The organism is Paenibacillus tuaregi (genome assembly GCF_900086655.1).
Classification (GTDB): domain Bacteria; phylum Bacillota; class Bacilli; order Paenibacillales; family Paenibacillaceae; genus Fontibacillus; species Fontibacillus tuaregi.
The window spans coordinates 354,797-370,559 of record NZ_LT575476.1; the positions used below are offsets into that span (position 1 = coordinate 354,797).

The 15,763-nt window shown below is 51.9% G+C and carries 14 protein-coding genes and 1 pseudogene; 6 read left to right on the forward strand and 9 right to left on the reverse strand.

Annotated features, from left to right (window positions below; genetic code table 11):
• Nucleotides 1-329: 329 nt before the first annotated feature.
• The 4 genes from BN6628_RS01960 to BN6628_RS01975 form a co-directional block, all read right to left on the reverse strand.
• Nucleotides 330-3,665, reverse strand: a complete 3,336-nt coding sequence (locus BN6628_RS01960) for a DEAD/DEAH box helicase (RefSeq protein ID WP_068613505.1) — start codon at nucleotides 3,663-3,665, stop codon at nucleotides 330-332.
• Nucleotides 3,666-3,691: 26 nt separating this feature from the next.
• On the reverse strand, nucleotides 3,692-4,021 hold the full coding sequence (locus BN6628_RS01965; protein WP_068613507.1) for a thioredoxin family protein: 330 nt from the start codon (nucleotides 4,019-4,021) through the stop codon (nucleotides 3,692-3,694).
• A 490-nt stretch (nucleotides 4,022-4,511) separates the two neighbouring features.
• Nucleotides 4,512-6,401 carry an alpha/beta fold hydrolase gene (locus BN6628_RS01970; RefSeq protein ID WP_068613511.1) on the reverse strand — a complete coding sequence of 630 codons (1,890 nt, stop codon included), beginning with the start codon at nucleotides 6,399-6,401 and terminating at the stop codon, nucleotides 4,512-4,514.
• A 63-nt stretch (nucleotides 6,402-6,464) separates the two neighbouring features.
• A complete protein-coding gene (locus tag BN6628_RS01975; RefSeq protein ID WP_068613514.1) occupies nucleotides 6,465-7,046 on the reverse strand; it encodes a TetR/AcrR family transcriptional regulator in 582 nt (193 codons plus the stop codon).
• 99 nt (nucleotides 7,047-7,145) lie between these two features.
• Here BN6628_RS01975 and BN6628_RS26505 point away from each other — a divergent pair.
• Nucleotides 7,146-7,322: pseudogene (locus BN6628_RS26505) on the forward strand (class I SAM-dependent methyltransferase); the annotation flags it as partial.
• 229 nt (nucleotides 7,323-7,551) lie between these two features.
• On the opposite strand, the gene BN6628_RS01980 reads toward BN6628_RS26505, so the two are convergent.
• Both BN6628_RS01980 and BN6628_RS01985 read right to left on the reverse strand, forming a co-directional pair.
• On the reverse strand, nucleotides 7,552-8,079 hold the full coding sequence (locus tag BN6628_RS01980) for a GNAT family N-acetyltransferase (RefSeq protein WP_068621856.1): 528 nt from the start codon (nucleotides 8,077-8,079) through the stop codon (nucleotides 7,552-7,554).
• Nucleotides 8,080-8,313: 234 nt separating this feature from the next.
• Nucleotides 8,314-8,775 carry a MarR family winged helix-turn-helix transcriptional regulator gene (locus BN6628_RS01985; protein ID WP_068613519.1) on the reverse strand — a complete coding sequence of 154 codons (462 nt, stop codon included), beginning with the start codon at nucleotides 8,773-8,775 and terminating at the stop codon, nucleotides 8,314-8,316.
• A gap of 161 nt (nucleotides 8,776-8,936) precedes the next feature.
• Here BN6628_RS01985 and BN6628_RS01990 point away from each other — a divergent pair, with 161 nt between their 5' ends.
• A complete protein-coding gene (locus BN6628_RS01990; RefSeq protein WP_068613521.1) occupies nucleotides 8,937-9,812 on the forward strand; it encodes an SDR family NAD(P)-dependent oxidoreductase in 876 nt (291 codons plus the stop codon).
• Between the two features lie 261 nt (nucleotides 9,813-10,073).
• On the forward strand, nucleotides 10,074-10,400 hold the full coding sequence (locus tag BN6628_RS02000; RefSeq protein WP_068613527.1) for a YnfA family protein: 327 nt from the start codon (nucleotides 10,074-10,076) through the stop codon (nucleotides 10,398-10,400).
• Nucleotides 10,401-10,574: 174 nt separating this feature from the next.
• On the opposite strand, the gene BN6628_RS26885 is transcribed toward BN6628_RS02000, so the two are convergent.
• Nucleotides 10,575-11,792 (reverse strand): TPM domain-containing protein, encoded by a 1,218-nt coding sequence (locus BN6628_RS26885; protein ID WP_082926749.1) that lies wholly within the window; start codon nucleotides 11,790-11,792, stop codon nucleotides 10,575-10,577.
• Complete coding sequence (locus BN6628_RS02010; RefSeq protein ID WP_068613530.1) at nucleotides 11,789-12,445, reverse strand: LemA family protein; 657 nt, start codon at nucleotides 12,443-12,445, stop codon at nucleotides 11,789-11,791. Before BN6628_RS02010 ends, BN6628_RS26885 begins: the two co-directional genes overlap by 4 nt.
• 238 nt (nucleotides 12,446-12,683) lie before the next feature.
• Here BN6628_RS02010 and BN6628_RS02015 point away from each other — a divergent pair, with 238 nt between their 5' ends.
• The 3 genes from BN6628_RS02015 to BN6628_RS02025 all read left to right on the forward strand — a co-directional run bounded on the left by BN6628_RS02015 (nucleotide 12,684) and on the right by BN6628_RS02025 (nucleotide 15,271).
• A complete protein-coding gene (locus BN6628_RS02015; RefSeq protein WP_068613533.1) occupies nucleotides 12,684-13,706 on the forward strand; it encodes a phosphotransferase in 1,023 nt (340 codons plus the stop codon).
• The gene (locus tag BN6628_RS02020) at nucleotides 13,703-14,704 is read left to right on the forward strand and encodes a glycosyltransferase (protein WP_068613537.1); all 1,002 of its coding nucleotides are present in this window, start codon (nucleotides 13,703-13,705) and stop codon (nucleotides 14,702-14,704) included. The genes BN6628_RS02015 and BN6628_RS02020 overlap by 4 nt, the downstream gene beginning before the upstream one ends.
• 291 nt (nucleotides 14,705-14,995) lie before the next feature.
• Nucleotides 14,996-15,271: a hypothetical protein gene (locus BN6628_RS02025; RefSeq protein ID WP_068613541.1), complete on the forward strand. Its 276-nt coding sequence runs from the start codon at nucleotides 14,996-14,998 to the stop codon at nucleotides 15,269-15,271.
• Nucleotides 15,272-15,424: 153 nt separating this feature from the next.
• Here the strand turns inward: BN6628_RS02025 and BN6628_RS26365 are convergent, their stop codons facing one another.
• The gene (locus BN6628_RS26365) at nucleotides 15,425-15,571 is read right to left on the reverse strand and encodes a hypothetical protein (RefSeq protein ID WP_187386100.1); all 147 of its coding nucleotides are present in this window, start codon (nucleotides 15,569-15,571) and stop codon (nucleotides 15,425-15,427) included.
• Nucleotides 15,572-15,763: the final 192 nt, after the last annotated feature.

The following is a 15,763-nucleotide window of genomic DNA, read 5'->3' on the forward strand; positions in this document are numbered from 1 at the left end:
GACTGCACTGCCTAGAGGCGGACGGGGCTATATGCAGAACGTGGTAGCAAACAGAGCAAACAAAGCGAACAGAGTAAACAATGCAATCAATGCAAAACAAGCAAACAATGCAAACAAGTAAACAACCAAACAATGCAAACAATGCAAACAATGTAATCAAAGGCAGGGGGCTTTGTGGCAGAGAATGCTAAGCTGGGAGAGCTGTCTCCACAAAAGCACAGACATAGCAAACAGCTCCCCCTCTGAATTAATCGGGAGGAGGAGCTGACTCAGTTATGGGCTGCTGCTATCTAACTAAATATGCGCCTGGCATCACGGAGAGCGAACAGCTAAATGTCCAAAATCTCCCGAATGTCCTGCTCCGTCAGGGAGGACAGGGATTCCTGCCCAGGCTGGATGACCTCATCGATGAGGTCTTTTTTCTTTTGCTGAAGCTCGAACATCTTTGTCTCGACCGTTCCTTCGGTCACCAGCCGGACAACCTGCACGACATTCTTCTGCCCGATCCGGTGCGCCCGGTCGGCCGCCTGCTGCTCCACAGCGGGATTCCACCATAGATCATATAGGATCACGGTGTCAGCTCCGGTCAGATTAAGGCCGGTTCCCCCGGCTTTGAGGGAGATGAGGAACAGATCGCCTTCGCCCTCATTAAAGCGGGCGCACAGCTCCACCCGTTCCTTGCCGGGAGTCTGGCCATCCAGATAAAAGTGGGGCACACCCTGATATCCAAGCTCCTTGCGGATCATGCCCAGCATCTGAGTAAATTGCGAGAAGATCAGCATCCGCTTGCCGGCGCTCCGGCACTCCTCGATAATCTCCAGCAGCTGCTCGAATTTGGCCGAGCTTCCGGTATAACCCTCCACGAACAGGGCCGGATGGCAGCAGAGCTGGCGGAGCCGGGTCAGGCCGGCCAGAATTTTGATCCGGTGCTTCTGCAGATCCTTGTCCTTCAAGTGCTTCAAGGTCTCCTGCTGAAGCTCGGCCAGATAAGCGGCATACAGCTTCTTCTGTTCCGGCAGAAGCTCTGAGGCCTGAACGGTCTCGATCTTCTCTGGAAGCTCCCGAAGAACATCGGTCTTCAGGCGCCGGAGCAGGAATGGACGTACCCTTCTAGCAATCGTCTCGCGGGGCAGTTCCCTGAAGTCCTGACGGTTCGGGAACAGTCCCGGGAATACGGAGCTGAAGATCGACCACAGTTCTTCCAGACCATTTTCAATCGGGGTTCCTGTCAGGGCAAAACGGTATTTGGCCTGCAGCATTCTTACCGCTTGCGCCGTTAAGGTGCCGTGATTCTTGAAGGCTTGGGCCTCATCCATGATCAAGGTGTGAAACGGCCTTGAGGCATACAGGTCTTTGTCCTGGCGAAGCAGGGGATAGGAGGTGATGACCACGTCGGCCCCAGAGGCGCTCCGGAGCAGCCTGCCGCGCTCGGTTCGGGTACCGTCCGCGATAAGGGCATGCACTTCTGGAGCGAATTTCTTAAGCTCATTGCGCCAGTTGTACACTAGGGCAGCGGGAGCCACGACCAGAACCGGCAGATCTAAATGCTCAGCTTCGTGAAGAATGGAAACAATGAAGGCGATGGCCTGAAGCGTCTTCCCGAGGCCCATATCATCGGCCAGAACTCCGCCAAACCGGTAGTGGGCTAATGTCTTCATCCACTGGTAACCGTATTTCTGATAATCCCGTAGTACGGATTCCAGGCGTTCCGGTAGGTCGAACTCCAGATTGTCCGGATTTCTCATGTTGTCCAGCAGTTTCCGGAAGGATCTGCCGAGGACGAGTGAGCGATTCTGCTCCTGCGCATCGAGAAGATACAGTCCCCGGGCCACAGGGACGCGAACCTGAGTCCCTTCAAGATCACCAAGCCGGATGCCGACCTCATTGATCAGCCGGACGATTTCCTGGAATTCCTCTGACTCTAAGGGCAGCAGGGACCCATTTGGCATTTTGTAATATCGGCGCTTTTCTCCAAGCGATTTCAACAGGTTGCGGATTTCCGATTCAGGAATTCCACCCATGTCGAAGGAGAACTCCAGCCAGTCCGTCCGTTCATCAAGATCGGCACGGATTCTGGGCGGAGCACTCGGCTGAATAATTCTAACCTTGACTGCTGAAGTGGCATAGATTTCCGCAAGCTTCTCAAGCTGGGGCATAATATGCTGAAGAAATTCATACTCCCCGTCCTCATCCTCCATGAAATAACCGCTCTCACTCCTTGCAAAAGCGCTCATCTCCATCAGCTCAAGAATTCGCCTCTCCTGTTCGCCATCGCGCATTAGAATCCGGCCCTCTGCCCTTTGGGTGCTGCCGTCATCCACGGGATTAATCATAATGTTCCCATAATGGAATTCCAGACTTGCCAACAGCTTGTCCCTGACCCGGTCAAGGAACAGCTTGGCTTTAAGCGGAGTCCTCAGGATCTGGCCGGACACCGCCTCAGCAATGTGGACCTCACCCAGCTTCATCAGCCCCGGAACGACCCTCTCCATAAAAGGCTCCATCTGCTGGGGCGAGATCCGAATTTGTGGATCACGTGAACTATCCAGCATGTTCTTCAGCTCAATTAGCCGCTTGCACTGGGCCGCCGGCAGCTTCAGCAGCCTGCCTTCCGTCAGGACAAGTTCATAAGCGTCCAATATAGTTAGTTCATCCAGGCCCTGTATGTCCAATTGATAGCCATCATCCGGTGATTTATCGAATTCGAACCGGATAGGCACTGCTTCAGCCGACAGGCTCAGTCCATCATATGTCCGGTCATTTTGCATGAATTTAATTGTAGGGACCAAGGCAAGATGTGGAAGCAGTGGTTCCCAGAAGGAGGGGGGAACAGGAAGGAGACGTTCTCCTCCGGATTTACCTCCATAAGTGCCGCTGCTGTTTAGAGTATCCCGGTAGATTTGCTCATGCTGGTGAATCTGGATCAGCTGACGGATCACTGCATCGTCCTCTGGCTTAAAGCTGTGGAGCTCGGGCACATAACTGAAATGCTTGGTGAACATCATCGACTCTCTGCGTTCAATCCGGCCAAGGAAATCGCGGATTTTCTGGACGATATAGAGCCTTTTGCCGGTGCCAACCTTGATCTCAAGACCAAGCATCATTTTATTGTAGCTGTACGAAAAAGGTCTGCAGATGAACTCCACCTGAAGCTGCTCTCTTGTATCGAACAGATTTCGTGTCCCGCTAGGCCGCCGGGGCTTGTCTCGGAACAGCCCGAGCAGCTCGCCGGCCAATTGGGTGTCCGGCTCGGAACTTGCCCGGGTACTCCAGCTTCTCTCCATGCCCTCGAAGTGGAACACGCGCTGTCTTGCGGCCCCAAATTGGTGCTGCACACTTGTCTCTGAATTGCTTGAGCGGATCTGAGACTCTCCGCCGCTCTCAATTTGACGGATGTGCAGCAGGGCGGCTGCGATATGCTTGCAGTACTGGAAGCTGGAGTAGTATGCGGGGCAGGTGCACTTGGCTTCCACATCACTGTTGCTGTCAATCTCGATGTGAACGTCGTAGTTCTCATGTCCACGGACGACTGCCTCGAAGCTGCCGAGGTCATCATCATACTTGCGGAAGGTAACCCGGTTGTCCAGATAGTAAGCTTCACCCTGCTCATAGGAGAGTGGGCCGCACAACAATTTGATAATCCGCTGGGTCAACTGAAAATTCATGTTTATTTCCTTTCCGTAATTCTTTGTTACTTCGGGCTGCTGAAATGCTTAGTCAGCAAGGTATATAAATGATCGACGGAACGCATCGCATATTCAGTTTGTACAGGGGCGCCGTGCTCAAGCAGCACAAGCGCGGGAACACTGGATATTTTCCACTTATCTCTAAGGAGCGGGGCATAGTTGATGTTTATTTTATACACCCGGATCGAGGGAGCTGCCACCAAGGCAATCTCAAGCATCCGTTCGCCCAATTGGCAGGTGCCGCATAATCCTGTATAAAAGTAGACCGCTTTAGCGCTGCTGTTGTCTTGAAGTGATTCAAGCAATTCTTGTTCTGTAACTTCCTGAAGTGACATAATGCACTTCCTTTCATGCGGGCTTTTGCCGGTATATCCCGCAAAATGTGCTCTTTAACAGTATAGGATGGATTGGGTGGAATTACGAGCCGCCGATAGCAGGGGAATAGAGGAGAAGAGAGGGGAAGAGAAGGCCAAACGGGGACACAGACAGGGCCAAACGAGGACACAGACAGGGATAAGTAAGGAAAGGTAAGGACGGGTAAGACAGGTAAGGACAAGTAAGGTTAAGTAAGAACAACCAAGGACAACCAAGAACAACAAAGAACAACCAAGGACAACCAAGAACAACCAAGGACAACCAAGAACAACCAAGAACAACCAAGAACAACCAAGAACAACCAAGAACAACCAAGGGCAGCCGGGGACCCAAAAATACAAAGGAAACCCCTGCTTCAGGGCTGCCGGACGGCAGACCAAATTGACAGGGGCGTTGGATGGAGGATGATCGTACACACACCCACAACACACAGCTTCTTTTTTCAGCTCTCTAGCCCCTTAGAGCGGGTTCTTCATTTTCCGGACAAGGGGCCTGCATTAATGCGGCCGTCTCACCGGGGTGTGACAATGGGAAATGATGCCCAAGGGGAAGCGTATGTGCTTTCAACTGGCGGAAGCGGTCAGGCAGGTGGTAGATCCGGTCCTTATCTCCCCAGATAATAGATACTTTATCTTTGGGCCAAGCTTCCGGGTGCAGATCAAAAGTCTTGGCTTCTGTAAGGCTGGCTATAACCTTGGCTGTAACTGCCCGGACCCTTGTGGAACGCAGCTCATCCAGGGTATGAGAGATATATCCTTCCGGAATTTGATCCTCGGATTCGAAGCAGGTCCGGCTGATTAGTTGGCGGCTCAGACGTTCGCCCGTCAGTGTTCTCAGCATTGCCCGCGTAAGCGCCGGATACTGAAGCAAGCGTCCAGCAGGATGGAGTGCGGGCTGAAGCAGGTATACGGCATTCAGGCGCTCGGGAATCCGCTCCAACATCTTGGCTGCGATTAGTCCTCCCAAGGAGTGGCCTACCAGCGTTACAGGAGCCGCCTGGGACATAATGGTTTGGGTTACTGCATCCACATAGCCGTTGATCACGTCATCTTGGTGATGATAGGGGGACCGTCCGAAGCCCGGCAGGTCGGCCAGCCATACCGGAACGCCGTCCCAATGTTCAGCCAGTGGAATCAAGCAGTCGGCTGTGCTGAACGTTCCGTGCAGAAAAAGCACGGGGTCACCGCTGCCGGATTTCTCCAGCGTGGCCAAGGAACCCCGCCGTCCGCGGCGATAGCCAGCAGCCTTGTTTGTATACTGGCCTTCGGTAATGTGGGCGAGGCGGAAATCCAGATCGGCAATGGTGTGAGGCAGTATCGAAAAATTAACGGAAGTCGTTAAATCATGGCGCTCACAGATCACGTTTACGGGATCTGCTGGATAGTCAAGGTCCACAATGAAGGAGAGCGACTCGGGTGGAATGCCGAGCTTCTTCCCGAGGCCTCCTCTTCCTCCAAGCAGCTTATGCAGCAGGGGAAGAGGAAGCGAGCCGATGGGCCGAGGAGCTAGCAGTTCCTTGGAGATCTGTCCCACCAAACCCTTGATGGAAGGGCTTGACTTACGATTATCGAGCAGGTAGTAAGTTTTTTCTGCGGCAGATATATCCTTCTCAGCGGCGAGCGCGGCGACGAAGGCACCAAGATGGTCCACATGGACTAGGGGAAGCCAATGCCGTGCATTGCCTGGAACAAGGCGCAAAAGTCCACGGCTCACAGAATGCACAAGAATTCCAAGCCCACCGGTCTGTTCCGTGCTGCCGGTTACCGAATCCCCGATGACAACGCTGGGGTGTACCACGGACAGTGGAAAACAAGCCTCCCTGGCTTCCAGCCGCACCTCAAGGTCTGCGAGCATCTTCATCTGCTCATAGGGAGGCTCCTTCGCAAGCTCCCTTCGGGCCTCATCCGGATTGTCCAAGGAATTCCCGCGAATCGGGCTCTTGAAACCGACGATGTGGATGAACTGGTGCAGCCCATGGTGGGTGTGGGCCTCACGAGCCAGGTTCAGCACCTCCCGGGTGCCCTGCAGAAATACGTCGCGTGCCGCCTGTTCACCAAGCTGGATATCCATAGGCCCTCCAGCGTGAATAAGGACCTCGGTCTCCCGGACCAGCTCTTGCCATCTGGCGGCTTCAAGTCCGAGATCAGGCAGAGCCAGATCACCCACGACGGGATGAATGCGCTCTGCCGGGGAGGGCGCAATTCCCAACTGCCTGAGCACCTCCTTAAACCGCTCTTGCGACCTTACAAGCAATCGCAGCTCGTGACCCTGCTGAGCCAGATTTCGTAGGATATGCCTGCCGATGAATCCTGTACCACCAGTAATAAATATCGAAGCCAATCTAATTCCCCCAATACAAATTTCATTTTTAGTACTATATAGTACTAAAAATGATTAAAAAAATTACTTTAGCAAATCTGCTAAAGTAGAGACAGCCTCATCCAGGATGGTATGGTCGTCACCGGCATGGGTGAGGAACAACCCTCCCTCGATCAAGGACAGCACCATGGCTGCGGTAGCCTTGATATTCAAATTTCTTCTAAATTCCCCGTTTGAGACGCCTTTGGTTAACAGCTGCTCCAACAGACCGCGCAGCCCCCTAAAGAAGCCGCTAATCTGTGCCCGAATGTCCCGGGCATCCGGCGGTGTCTGTGCGTAGAGCGTCAGAAACGGGCATCCGGCCAGACAATTGCCGTTTTGCGCCATCAGCGCTTCCAGCATCAATTGCAGACGTTCAAGTACGGTTAAGCTTGTGTCTGCGGCTGCCTTCTCAATGAGGTCGCCGTACTCCTGAATCATACCGCTGAGAATCGCGGACAGAAGCTCCTCTTTGCTTTTGAAATAATAATAAATGTTGGTCTTGGATACCCCGCTGACACTCACAATATCATCCATACTGGTAAGCAGGTAGCCTTTACTAAGGAACAGCTCGCCAGCTGTGCGCAGGGCAACGTCGCGGTTGGATAGTTTGGTTGTTGATTTCATATTAGTACTATACAGTTCTAATTGCCGTATTGTCAAATGAAACATCGGAAGTACGGGAGCTTGTGCTAAGGTCCGTACTTTTTTAACGGCAAGTTCTGCAGACTTATTCAAACTGAATTACAACGTTTTGCATTACGCTGGTACGGTGTGGAAGAGTTTAAACTTGTTCTGGAGAGTATTGGATTCTCAGACGTGGTGGTATCAGCCGATTTCCAATACGGTCAAGCGCCGACCAATGGAGATCAGCCATTTGTTTATGAAGCAATACGGAAGTAAGTACACGTAAGGAGGGCCTTGGGTTTAAGCCAAGACCCTCTCTTTTTATCTCCGTTCATGACGGACATTCATGATGGACATATTGAATATCCAATAGTCTTCATCTAAGTATTAATACCGGGGGGGCCTGAGAAAGAAAGCCTGACTATTCTGCTATTCCTGGAAGGAGATCGGGAAGCAGAAGTTTCGGCATTCTCGATAGTTCTGTATTACATTGTCTTCGGATCAGCTACGTTGCAGAATGAAGGTCCAGCCTCCAGTCATTGCATCGCATCAGGCTTCCTGGCGGGTATTCGAAGTCACATTCCGCGAGGAACGAGAAGCCAAGCTTGTTACATACCGCGTTGGACGCCGGGTTGTCAATCGAAGGGAAGGCATGAACATATCTGACCTTTTGCTCCTTCCTTGCAAGAGCAACTGCAGCCGCAACAGCCATGGTTGCTATGCCTTTGCCCTGATATGGCGGCAGCACACCCCAGCCGATTTCGTACACATGCTCATCCTGCCATACTCTGTTCCAATAGCCGATACTGCCAACCGGTTTACGCTCCGGAAGCATGACAATGGCATACATGCGACCAGTCCCCCGACCTTCAATCTCAAGATAACGCTTATGACGGGCTAAAATCTTTTCTTCGGTCTCCGGCCCCCCGAGGTGTTCCGTCATCTCGGGAGCATTGAGCAGCCGCAGTAAGCCAAGGTCGGCATCTGACCAAGGTTCAAGCTTAATCTGTGGAGGGTTTGTTGATTTTGACATAACTTTCACCCCATTCTGTGAATTTCGTGCAGCATGGCAGATAACCATGTTTTCTTAAACTCCGTTAACTAGTATAACTTATTTAGAATGCCTTGTGGAACATATGTTCTCAAAAAAACTAGCCGCTCAGGCTAATAGTATCGAATGAACAGAAGAAACCTGCCCGTTAGCTTAGCAAAGAGACAGCCGATTCTTGTGATCAGCTGCCTCCCGCAGGCACATACGATTCCATCCTTAATGACGATTGAGTCCATTAAATTGTTTGAGCATTTGGATGAAATCATAAAGCTCCGCATTCTTCCATTCCGAAATCCGCTCATAGAAAACAGATTCTTTCTCCTTAAGCGCATCTGTTATTTTTTGTTGTCCAAGCTCGGTAAGGGATATCACAATTCCACGTCCATCATTTGGAGAGGCCTCTCTGTTCACATAACCCAAAGACTGGAGCTGTTTGACAAGGCGGCTGACCGAGCTTCGGTCCATTGCCGTTGATTCCGCTAAGGCTGCCGCATTCGTTGGGCCATAAGAATACAGCCATCGAACAATATGGAAGGCAGCAGGTTGTAAGGAGGAGTCAAAGTTCGCTGCGGCTCTGACATTCAAGGCATGTAAGGCACTAATGAGCGCGTTAAGCTGCTCGCCCAACTCCAACTCCAGATCTCCCCGTGGTATATCCTTCAACTCTTTATAGTTCACCCTCAATCACCTTTCTCTAGATCAAAAAAAACAGCTCAAATTTAATTGACATATATCAATTAAATTAATATAGTGGACATATATCAATTAAATACTCAAGCTCTTCTGTTGTTTGGATTAGCTGCTTCAAAAAAATTGTATCACATGAAGGAGAAATGACGATGCCTAATAAAGCAACGGTTGTCATAACAGGGGCCACTAGTGGTCTTGGACAGCTTGTCGCGCTTGAATTGGCAGGCCGTGGGTTTGACCTTGTCTTGACGGCCAGGAAGAAAGCGCGCGCTGAAGCCACAAGAAAACAGATTGAGATGAGATCTCCATCTGCAAAAGTTGATTTCTTCTATGGGGATTTATCTCTGCTGAAGGATGTTAAACGGGTTGGGAGTGAAATAACCGCCGCTTACCCTAAAATTGATGTGCTGCTGAACAATGCCGGAATCCATGCTTTTGAGCCCCGTACAACACCCGAGGGGTTTCCTGAAATGATGGCTGTCAATTATTTAGCACCATGGCTGTTATCCCATATGCTAAAACCGTCTCTACAGAATGCAGGCAAGGCCAGAGTTGTCAATGTTGCCTCCGAAGCTTCACGCCGTCACGGAGTTTTACAGCTCCCTGGGGATTTAACGGATACAACCCCTTTTTCTGCTCGCGGCTCGTCCTCCATTTATGGAAAAACCAAATTGTTGAATATTATGTTCACTGCTGAGCTGTCACGACGATGGAAGGGTACGGGAATCAGCGCAAATGCGCTTAATCCGGGATTTAACGTTACCGGACTTGGACGAGAGCTCTGGTTCGCCCCTTTATTAGAACGACTGCTTAAGGTTCTTCGTCTTGGAGATCCGCGAAGAGGAGCCGATATTATCATCCGCTTGATTATGGAGCCCGAATATCAGAACATGACAGGCGGGTACTTTAACGTTGGAACCGGAAAATCAATTGAACCCGTGCCGCCCGGGGGAGACGCCTCAATGCAGCGCAAGCTGTGGAAGGTCACGGAGGATTTGCTTGTGGAAAGAGGATTTCTTTCTTAATAAAACGGTCTTATTAAGTCAGATGGATAGCTTTTCCCCCTGTGCCCGCAGCTGTTTCTTTCAGGTAAGATTGGCGCTTCTGTCGAAACAGGGAGTATCGCAAGCCGGCGGGAGGGAGCAGATTCGCCAAGAATTGAACAAGCTGGTAGGTGGTATGCCCGGCTTTGCACCGACCAGGCGGGCTGGTTATTTTCATAAGATAGAAATGGGAGTATAGTTGAGTCAACTAACTGCGATAGAGGAGGGAGCAATCGTCTTGGCATGCTGATATCTCTGGTTGTTTTCATTCTTGCAGGCCTGGCCGAAATAGGCGGGGGCTACCTGATTTGGCTGTGGATTCGCGAATCGAAGCCCGGCTGGTACGGGCTGGTCGGCGCCTTAATTCTAGTTGTGTATGGGATCATTCCGACCTTTCAACGGTTTCCTTCCTTCGGCCGCGTGTATGCCGCATATGGAGGGTTATTTATTGTTTTGGCCCTCCTGTGGGGGTGGGTCGTTGACCGCAGAAGTCCGGATATCTACGACTGGCTTGGTGCGGCAATATGTATGATCGGGGCTTCGATCATCTTGTGGGCTCCCAGAGGCTAGCCCGGTATAATAATGTGTTTGTAATGAGCGCCTAGGGTTGTTGGAAGTGTTGATTAAGAGTGTTCAAGAGCTCTTCAGAAGCATAAAAAGAAACAGCCTGATCTGAGTATCTGACACAGGCTGTTTCTTTTTGTGTTATCCATGAGGTTGGCGCTGCTTATACAATGGGTGGAGTCAGAATCTCCGGCTCGTTCCGCCCCCACCGGATGAACCACCACCTCCGCCCCGGAAGCCGCCTCCATCTCCGCCGCCGCGTCCCCAGCCGCCGCCTCCCCGGCCCAGCATGGAGAGGAGGGTCAGCGTAATCGCCCCCCGGAAAAAGATAAAGTCCAGCGCAATCAGCACGGCAATTCCGATCATCCAGAGAATCGAGAATCCGCCTTCGCCGTCTTGCCCCGCCGCTGCTCCAGATTCGGGCAGCACCACGGCTTCCGGGTTCAGTTTATCCTGGACTCCGTATTCGGCGGCCACCTCATTGTAGAGGGCCTTATAAGTCTGGATGATGGCCTGATCGGGTTTGTTCTCTTTCAGGTAAGGGATGGTCGTGCTGTCCAGAATCCGCCCCGCTTTACCATCGGGAATCGCGCCTTCCAGGCCGTAACCGACCTCGATCCGGGCCTGTCTCTCTCCCATCGAGAGCAGCAGCATAACCCCGTTGTTCAGCTCTTTGTTCCCGAGAGCATACTTCCGGAAAGCCTGATTCCCGTACTGCTCAATATCGGCTCCGCCGAAGTCAGGTACGGTGAGTACGGCGACCTGGGCCTTGGTGGCGCCTTCGAGCGCCCGGCCCAGTCTGCTGAGCTCCGCCTTCTGATCGGCGGCGAGCAAACCCTCGAAGTCCTGGACATAGATATCGCCTGACGGCTCAGGAATGTCCAGGTTCGCAGCAGCGGCCGCCGCGCTTCCGAGCAGCAGGAGGACGAGCAGAGCAGTTGTCAGCGCGGCAGGCCAGCGGAGCAAGCGGCGCGGCTTTGAGAGGTGGCGGCTTCCAGAGCCGCCGCCAGAGCTGACGCTGGGCCGGTCCTTGTCGACCTGCCGCGACTCTGCCGCCCGCAGCCCCGCCTGCCGCAAGACCGCCAGTGCAGCCTGCTTCCGGCTGATGCGTGCCTGGTGGGGCTGGCCCTTGTCGACCTGCCACGACTCTGCCGTTCGTAGTCCGACCAGCTCCGAGTTCGCCTGCCCCAGGCCTGCTTGCTGCAGCCCAACCTGGCTTAGGCTGGTCTGCTGTGAGACGGCTCGCGTCTGGCGCACCTCCGGCTGGTTCAAGCCAGCCGGGACGGGACTATTCCGCCGCGTCCACCTCCAGCTCGCTAACCACGGACCCGCCCGCCATGGCGTTTCTCCCGGCAGGCTACCCTGCCGTGCCCCCGGCCGCTTCACTGGCCCGTTCATGCCCGCATACCCGCCGCGGTAGCCAGGTCATCTGCATGGCGAGGATTGCCGAAGCGCAGCGAGGTGGACCCATCGGTCCCGAAATCGACCTGCGGATTGGTGCGGGATTCCGTGGTGGTCTGGAAATACTGCTTGGCGTCAAAGCCCATTATTCCGGCAACCAGACGACCCGGGAATCGCTTGATCATCTTGTTATATTCCGCGACAGCGTCATTATAATCTCCGCGAGCTACGGCAATCCGGTTCTCAGTGCCTGCCAGCTCGTCCATCAACTGCGTGAAGTGGACGTCCGACTTCAGGTTCGGGTAGTTCTCGACCACGACCAGCAGCCGTCCCAGAGCGCCCTGCAGCTGGTCATTAGCTGCGGCCTTTTCGTCCGCCGTCCGGGCGCCTCCAAGCTCGGCCCTTGCATCGGTCACCTGCTTGATGACCTCCTTCTCATGCTGGGCAAAACCCTTGACCGTGTTCACAAGGTTGGGAATCAGGTCATAGCGCCGCTGCAGATCTGTCTCAATCCGGCTCCATTTCTGATCCACATTCTCCTCTGCGCTCACATATTTATTGTAGTTACTGATCATAAAGATCACGATAATCACCACAATCGCAGCGATCCCAATGAGCGGTATTAGACAGCCTTTCCCTTTCAAATTCATAGCTGCAACCTCCTCTAAGATATGTAATTTGTCCAGGCTTCCTAAGCTTTGGCGAACCCCGCAGATTTAAGGATTACTTATGAGTTCATATACCCGAAGCTCATCCTGAAGAATCTTGAACCGGCCCTGGTGTACAAGCGCGGAAGGCTTTGAGATAATAGTGAATTAACAGCAAGTTAACGGATTTTTTACACACAGCTGACATTCGAATCATTAATTTCAATTGAATGAGGGAGCCATGGATAATCTGAGGGATTTCATAACATCGGACGGTCGTTTGGACAGCCGTTATATTCATAAGCGCGAGACGCTTTATCAAGGGATGAACGGCAATTTGGTGGAACGCTTCTACACAGCTCCTGACCGGAGCTATATCTTTAAACCGCTAACGCATCCAGGCCAAGATGGCAGGGAGAGCTGGGTCTACAAACATATTCTGCCTAGGCTTCCGGCTATTTATCCGAGATTGCTGGCCAGATCAGGACCGCGGCAGGAAGGGCAGGGGTGGTCTATATTCGAGGATCTGGGACCACTTAGTCATGAGTTTGATGCGGATACGATGCTCAAGGTTGTTAAGGAGATGGCCTTATGGCACGCTTTTCCACAGACGGCTTGGCCTGCCGACCTGCCGTTTGCGGGACAGAAGCCAAGGATTGAATCGATTGTGGAGGAGCTTCGGGAGAGACAGGAAGAAGTAAGCGAACTGCTTACTGAGCTTGGCCTTGCGGGCATTTGTCTGACAGAGGAGATGACAGAGCTGTTACAGACAGCTGCCACCCCTGGTTTCCAAGCCTCACAGGTGCTGTGCCACGGGGACCTTCATCTGGGCAATTATGCTTTGGCAGGGGACAAGCTGTTCATTCTGGATTGGGAGCATGCGCATTTGAATACGCCATATTGGGACCTGTATCACGTGCTGGATATGTCGCATCCGCTATTTCCGAAGCAAATGACCCCAATACTTCGGGAGCAGGCGCTGAACGCTTACGCGTCTGAGTCGTCCCGCCATGGTAAAGCGTGGGATAGAGGAAAGCTGAGGAAGGAATACTGCTTGTTCGCGGCGGTCTTCTCGGTCTGGATGCTGCTTCTGATCCGTTCAGATCTGAAGCGGGGAAAGGCGATTTGGCCAGTCCCCCTGCTCAAAGCGCAGTGGCATGAGACTGTGAAGAGCTTAGCCAAGTGCGTGGAGTGTCTGTACCGGCGGGAGGCAGAGACAATTGGATACCCTAGCAACTATACAGATAAGGTGGTGGGTGAATGAAAAAGGTAGGATTGGTGATGCGCAAAATCCAATTTTCGGAGGCACAGGGGCCGCGGGTATTTGCCGAACGATTGCGGAGTATTGGCCATGAGCTCGGGGTGGAGATTGTGTTTATCTCTCCTGAGCGGCACGTAAGCGGTCATGACTGGCTCCCTGGATATGAGCATGAGAAGGGGGACCTGGTCAACTATGACGTAGTACTGGACCAGATCTACGGGCAGGGGATTGAGCATGTGATCTACACGGTGTCGGGTTTTACTTTTCTGAACATGTTCTTGAAGAACAGTGTATTGTTTCCGCACAGCTTCCCGGACCCGGCTCTCACCGGCTATGAAATGATGAAGCCTTTCTACTCTATTGTGGACAAGGCTATTGTGCAGACGGAATTTCTAAAGCGTGAGATGGACCGGAACTTCGGTATTACGGATGTAACGGTAATTCCGATTGGATTCAACGAGGAAATTGCTAATAAGCACTTTGATCCCGCCCAGGTCGTGGACAACCGGATTATGTGGATCGGCCGGGATGAGGAGAACCGCCGCCCGGATCTTGTGCTGGAATATGCGCGCCGGAATCCCGACAAGGAAGTGTTTATGGTATTTGGCGGGGAGCGCTACCGGGAAAGCATGAAGAAATATGATATTCCCTCCAATATTAAGCTCAGGTTTGCCTTATCTCAGGATGAGGTATTTCAATTGATGAATACAAGCAAGGTATATTGGAGCAGCTCCAAGTTCGATACGTTTGCCATGCCGCTGACAGAAGCTATGGCCATGGGCAAAATTGTGGTTAAGCCGGAGCATCCTTGTTATGGGCATATCAGCTCGACCCATGCGTTTGCCGGCAATGAGATGAACTGGTTTGAACTGGTGAACATGGCCTCAGCCGTCCCTTACAAGGTTTCGAACGAGAACCGCAGCTATGCGTTTGAGAAGTTTTCAAGCCGTGTGATGAAGGCGGGTTACGCGGACTTTTTTGACAAATGGTTGAGCAGCTGAGGAGGCTTGCAGAAGACTTATAAGTCAGAAGTAAACTGAGTTAAGTACAATACGATACAGACCTGCAAGAAGGGCCTATCTCAGAGAGAGGACTTTCTTGCAGTTTTTATATTTAGAGGACTAGACTAAGGATGATTATGCAGCCACTGAATTTGGGGTATTATGGTTACTCCTAATCGTAGATGCGTATTCAAAAGTAATTAACTCATAAAGTGACGCTGGGCCTCGTACTAGGCCTGGATGATCTGCCTTAAGGGGGATTTTAAAAAATTTAAGCGGGGGTGGGTTGCCATGAGAACTTATCCTGCAGACAGAGTGCCTGCGGATCTGCGTACGAAGAGCCAATTGCGGAAGAGCGGCCTTATTCCGGTAGCGGCGCATACCGCCTATATGGTGATTCCTCCAAAGAGGAGGAAATACAAGCTGTACAGTCTGGAGAACGTTACAACCCTCGATCCGAATATGGGGTTCTCCATTCTTCGGCCGATTACCTCGGAAGATGAGCTGCGGCGGATTGAGGACATGTTCCGGAGGCTCCGGGAACGGCATGAAGGGAATGATGACTAAGCGGTTCCTGCACGACTTTTTTATGGGCCTATTAATTTACTATGTATAGAGTAGAGAATGACTTTACTTAAAAAATCGGAGGCCGTCCAAAAGACGGCCCCCGCTTATTTTATTCCTATTAAGCATGACGCCTTCAAGGAGATAACAACAGTTCTATTGTTCTTTCTTGGCTTCGTACATGTAAGAGAGCTTGCGGATGATTTCCTTCTGCCACTTCTGATCTCCCAGGCTGGTTGCGAGATTAAGAAGGTCCAGGTACTCATCAATACGTTGACTGTTCTGCGCTGCGGCTGTTCTCATGGACTTAACCCCTTTGTGTGAAAATAATTCGAGAATGAGATGCTCGGCGTTCTCTTTAATAATGAGAATCATTATCATGAGATCCTTTAATTAATATTATGCATGATCATTCTCAAAAATCAATATCTAAACGTGAATTTTTTCCCGAATGGACCCGGTTTCAAAATGAAATACTTGTGTTATAGTACGGGA

Bases quoted from the DNA above. Each gene is read 5' to 3' on its own strand.
- BN6628_RS01960 (WP_068613505.1), bottom strand. From the start codon at position 3,665: ATGAATTTTCAGTTGACCCAGCGGATTATCAAATTGTTGTGCGGCCCA.
- BN6628_RS01965 (WP_068613507.1), bottom strand. From the start codon at position 4,021: ATGTCACTTCAGGAAGTTACAGAACAAGAATTGCTTGAATCACTTCAA.
- BN6628_RS01975 (WP_068613514.1), bottom strand. From the start codon at position 7,046: ATGAAATCAACAACCAAACTATCCAACCGCGACGTTGCCCTGCGCACA.
- BN6628_RS01980 (WP_068621856.1), bottom strand. From the start codon at position 8,079: ATGTCAAAATCAACAAACCCTCCACAGATTAAGCTTGAACCTTGGTCA.
- BN6628_RS01990 (WP_068613521.1), top strand. From the start codon at position 8,937: ATGCCTAATAAAGCAACGGTTGTCATAACAGGGGCCACTAGTGGTCTT.
- BN6628_RS02000 (WP_068613527.1), top strand. From the start codon at position 10,074: ATGCTGATATCTCTGGTTGTTTTCATTCTTGCAGGCCTGGCCGAAATA.
- BN6628_RS26885 (WP_082926749.1), bottom strand. From the start codon at position 11,792: ATGAACGGGCCAGTGAAGCGGCCGGGGGCACGGCAGGGTAGCCTGCCG.
- BN6628_RS02010 (WP_068613530.1), bottom strand. From the start codon at position 12,445: ATGAATTTGAAAGGGAAAGGCTGTCTAATACCGCTCATTGGGATCGCT.
- BN6628_RS02015 (WP_068613533.1), top strand. From the start codon at position 12,684: ATGGATAATCTGAGGGATTTCATAACATCGGACGGTCGTTTGGACAGC.
- BN6628_RS02020 (WP_068613537.1), top strand. From the start codon at position 13,703: ATGAAAAAGGTAGGATTGGTGATGCGCAAAATCCAATTTTCGGAGGCA.
- BN6628_RS02025 (WP_068613541.1), top strand. From the start codon at position 14,996: ATGAGAACTTATCCTGCAGACAGAGTGCCTGCGGATCTGCGTACGAAG.
- BN6628_RS26365 (WP_187386100.1), bottom strand. From the start codon at position 15,571: ATGAGAACAGCCGCAGCGCAGAACAGTCAACGTATTGATGAGTACCTG.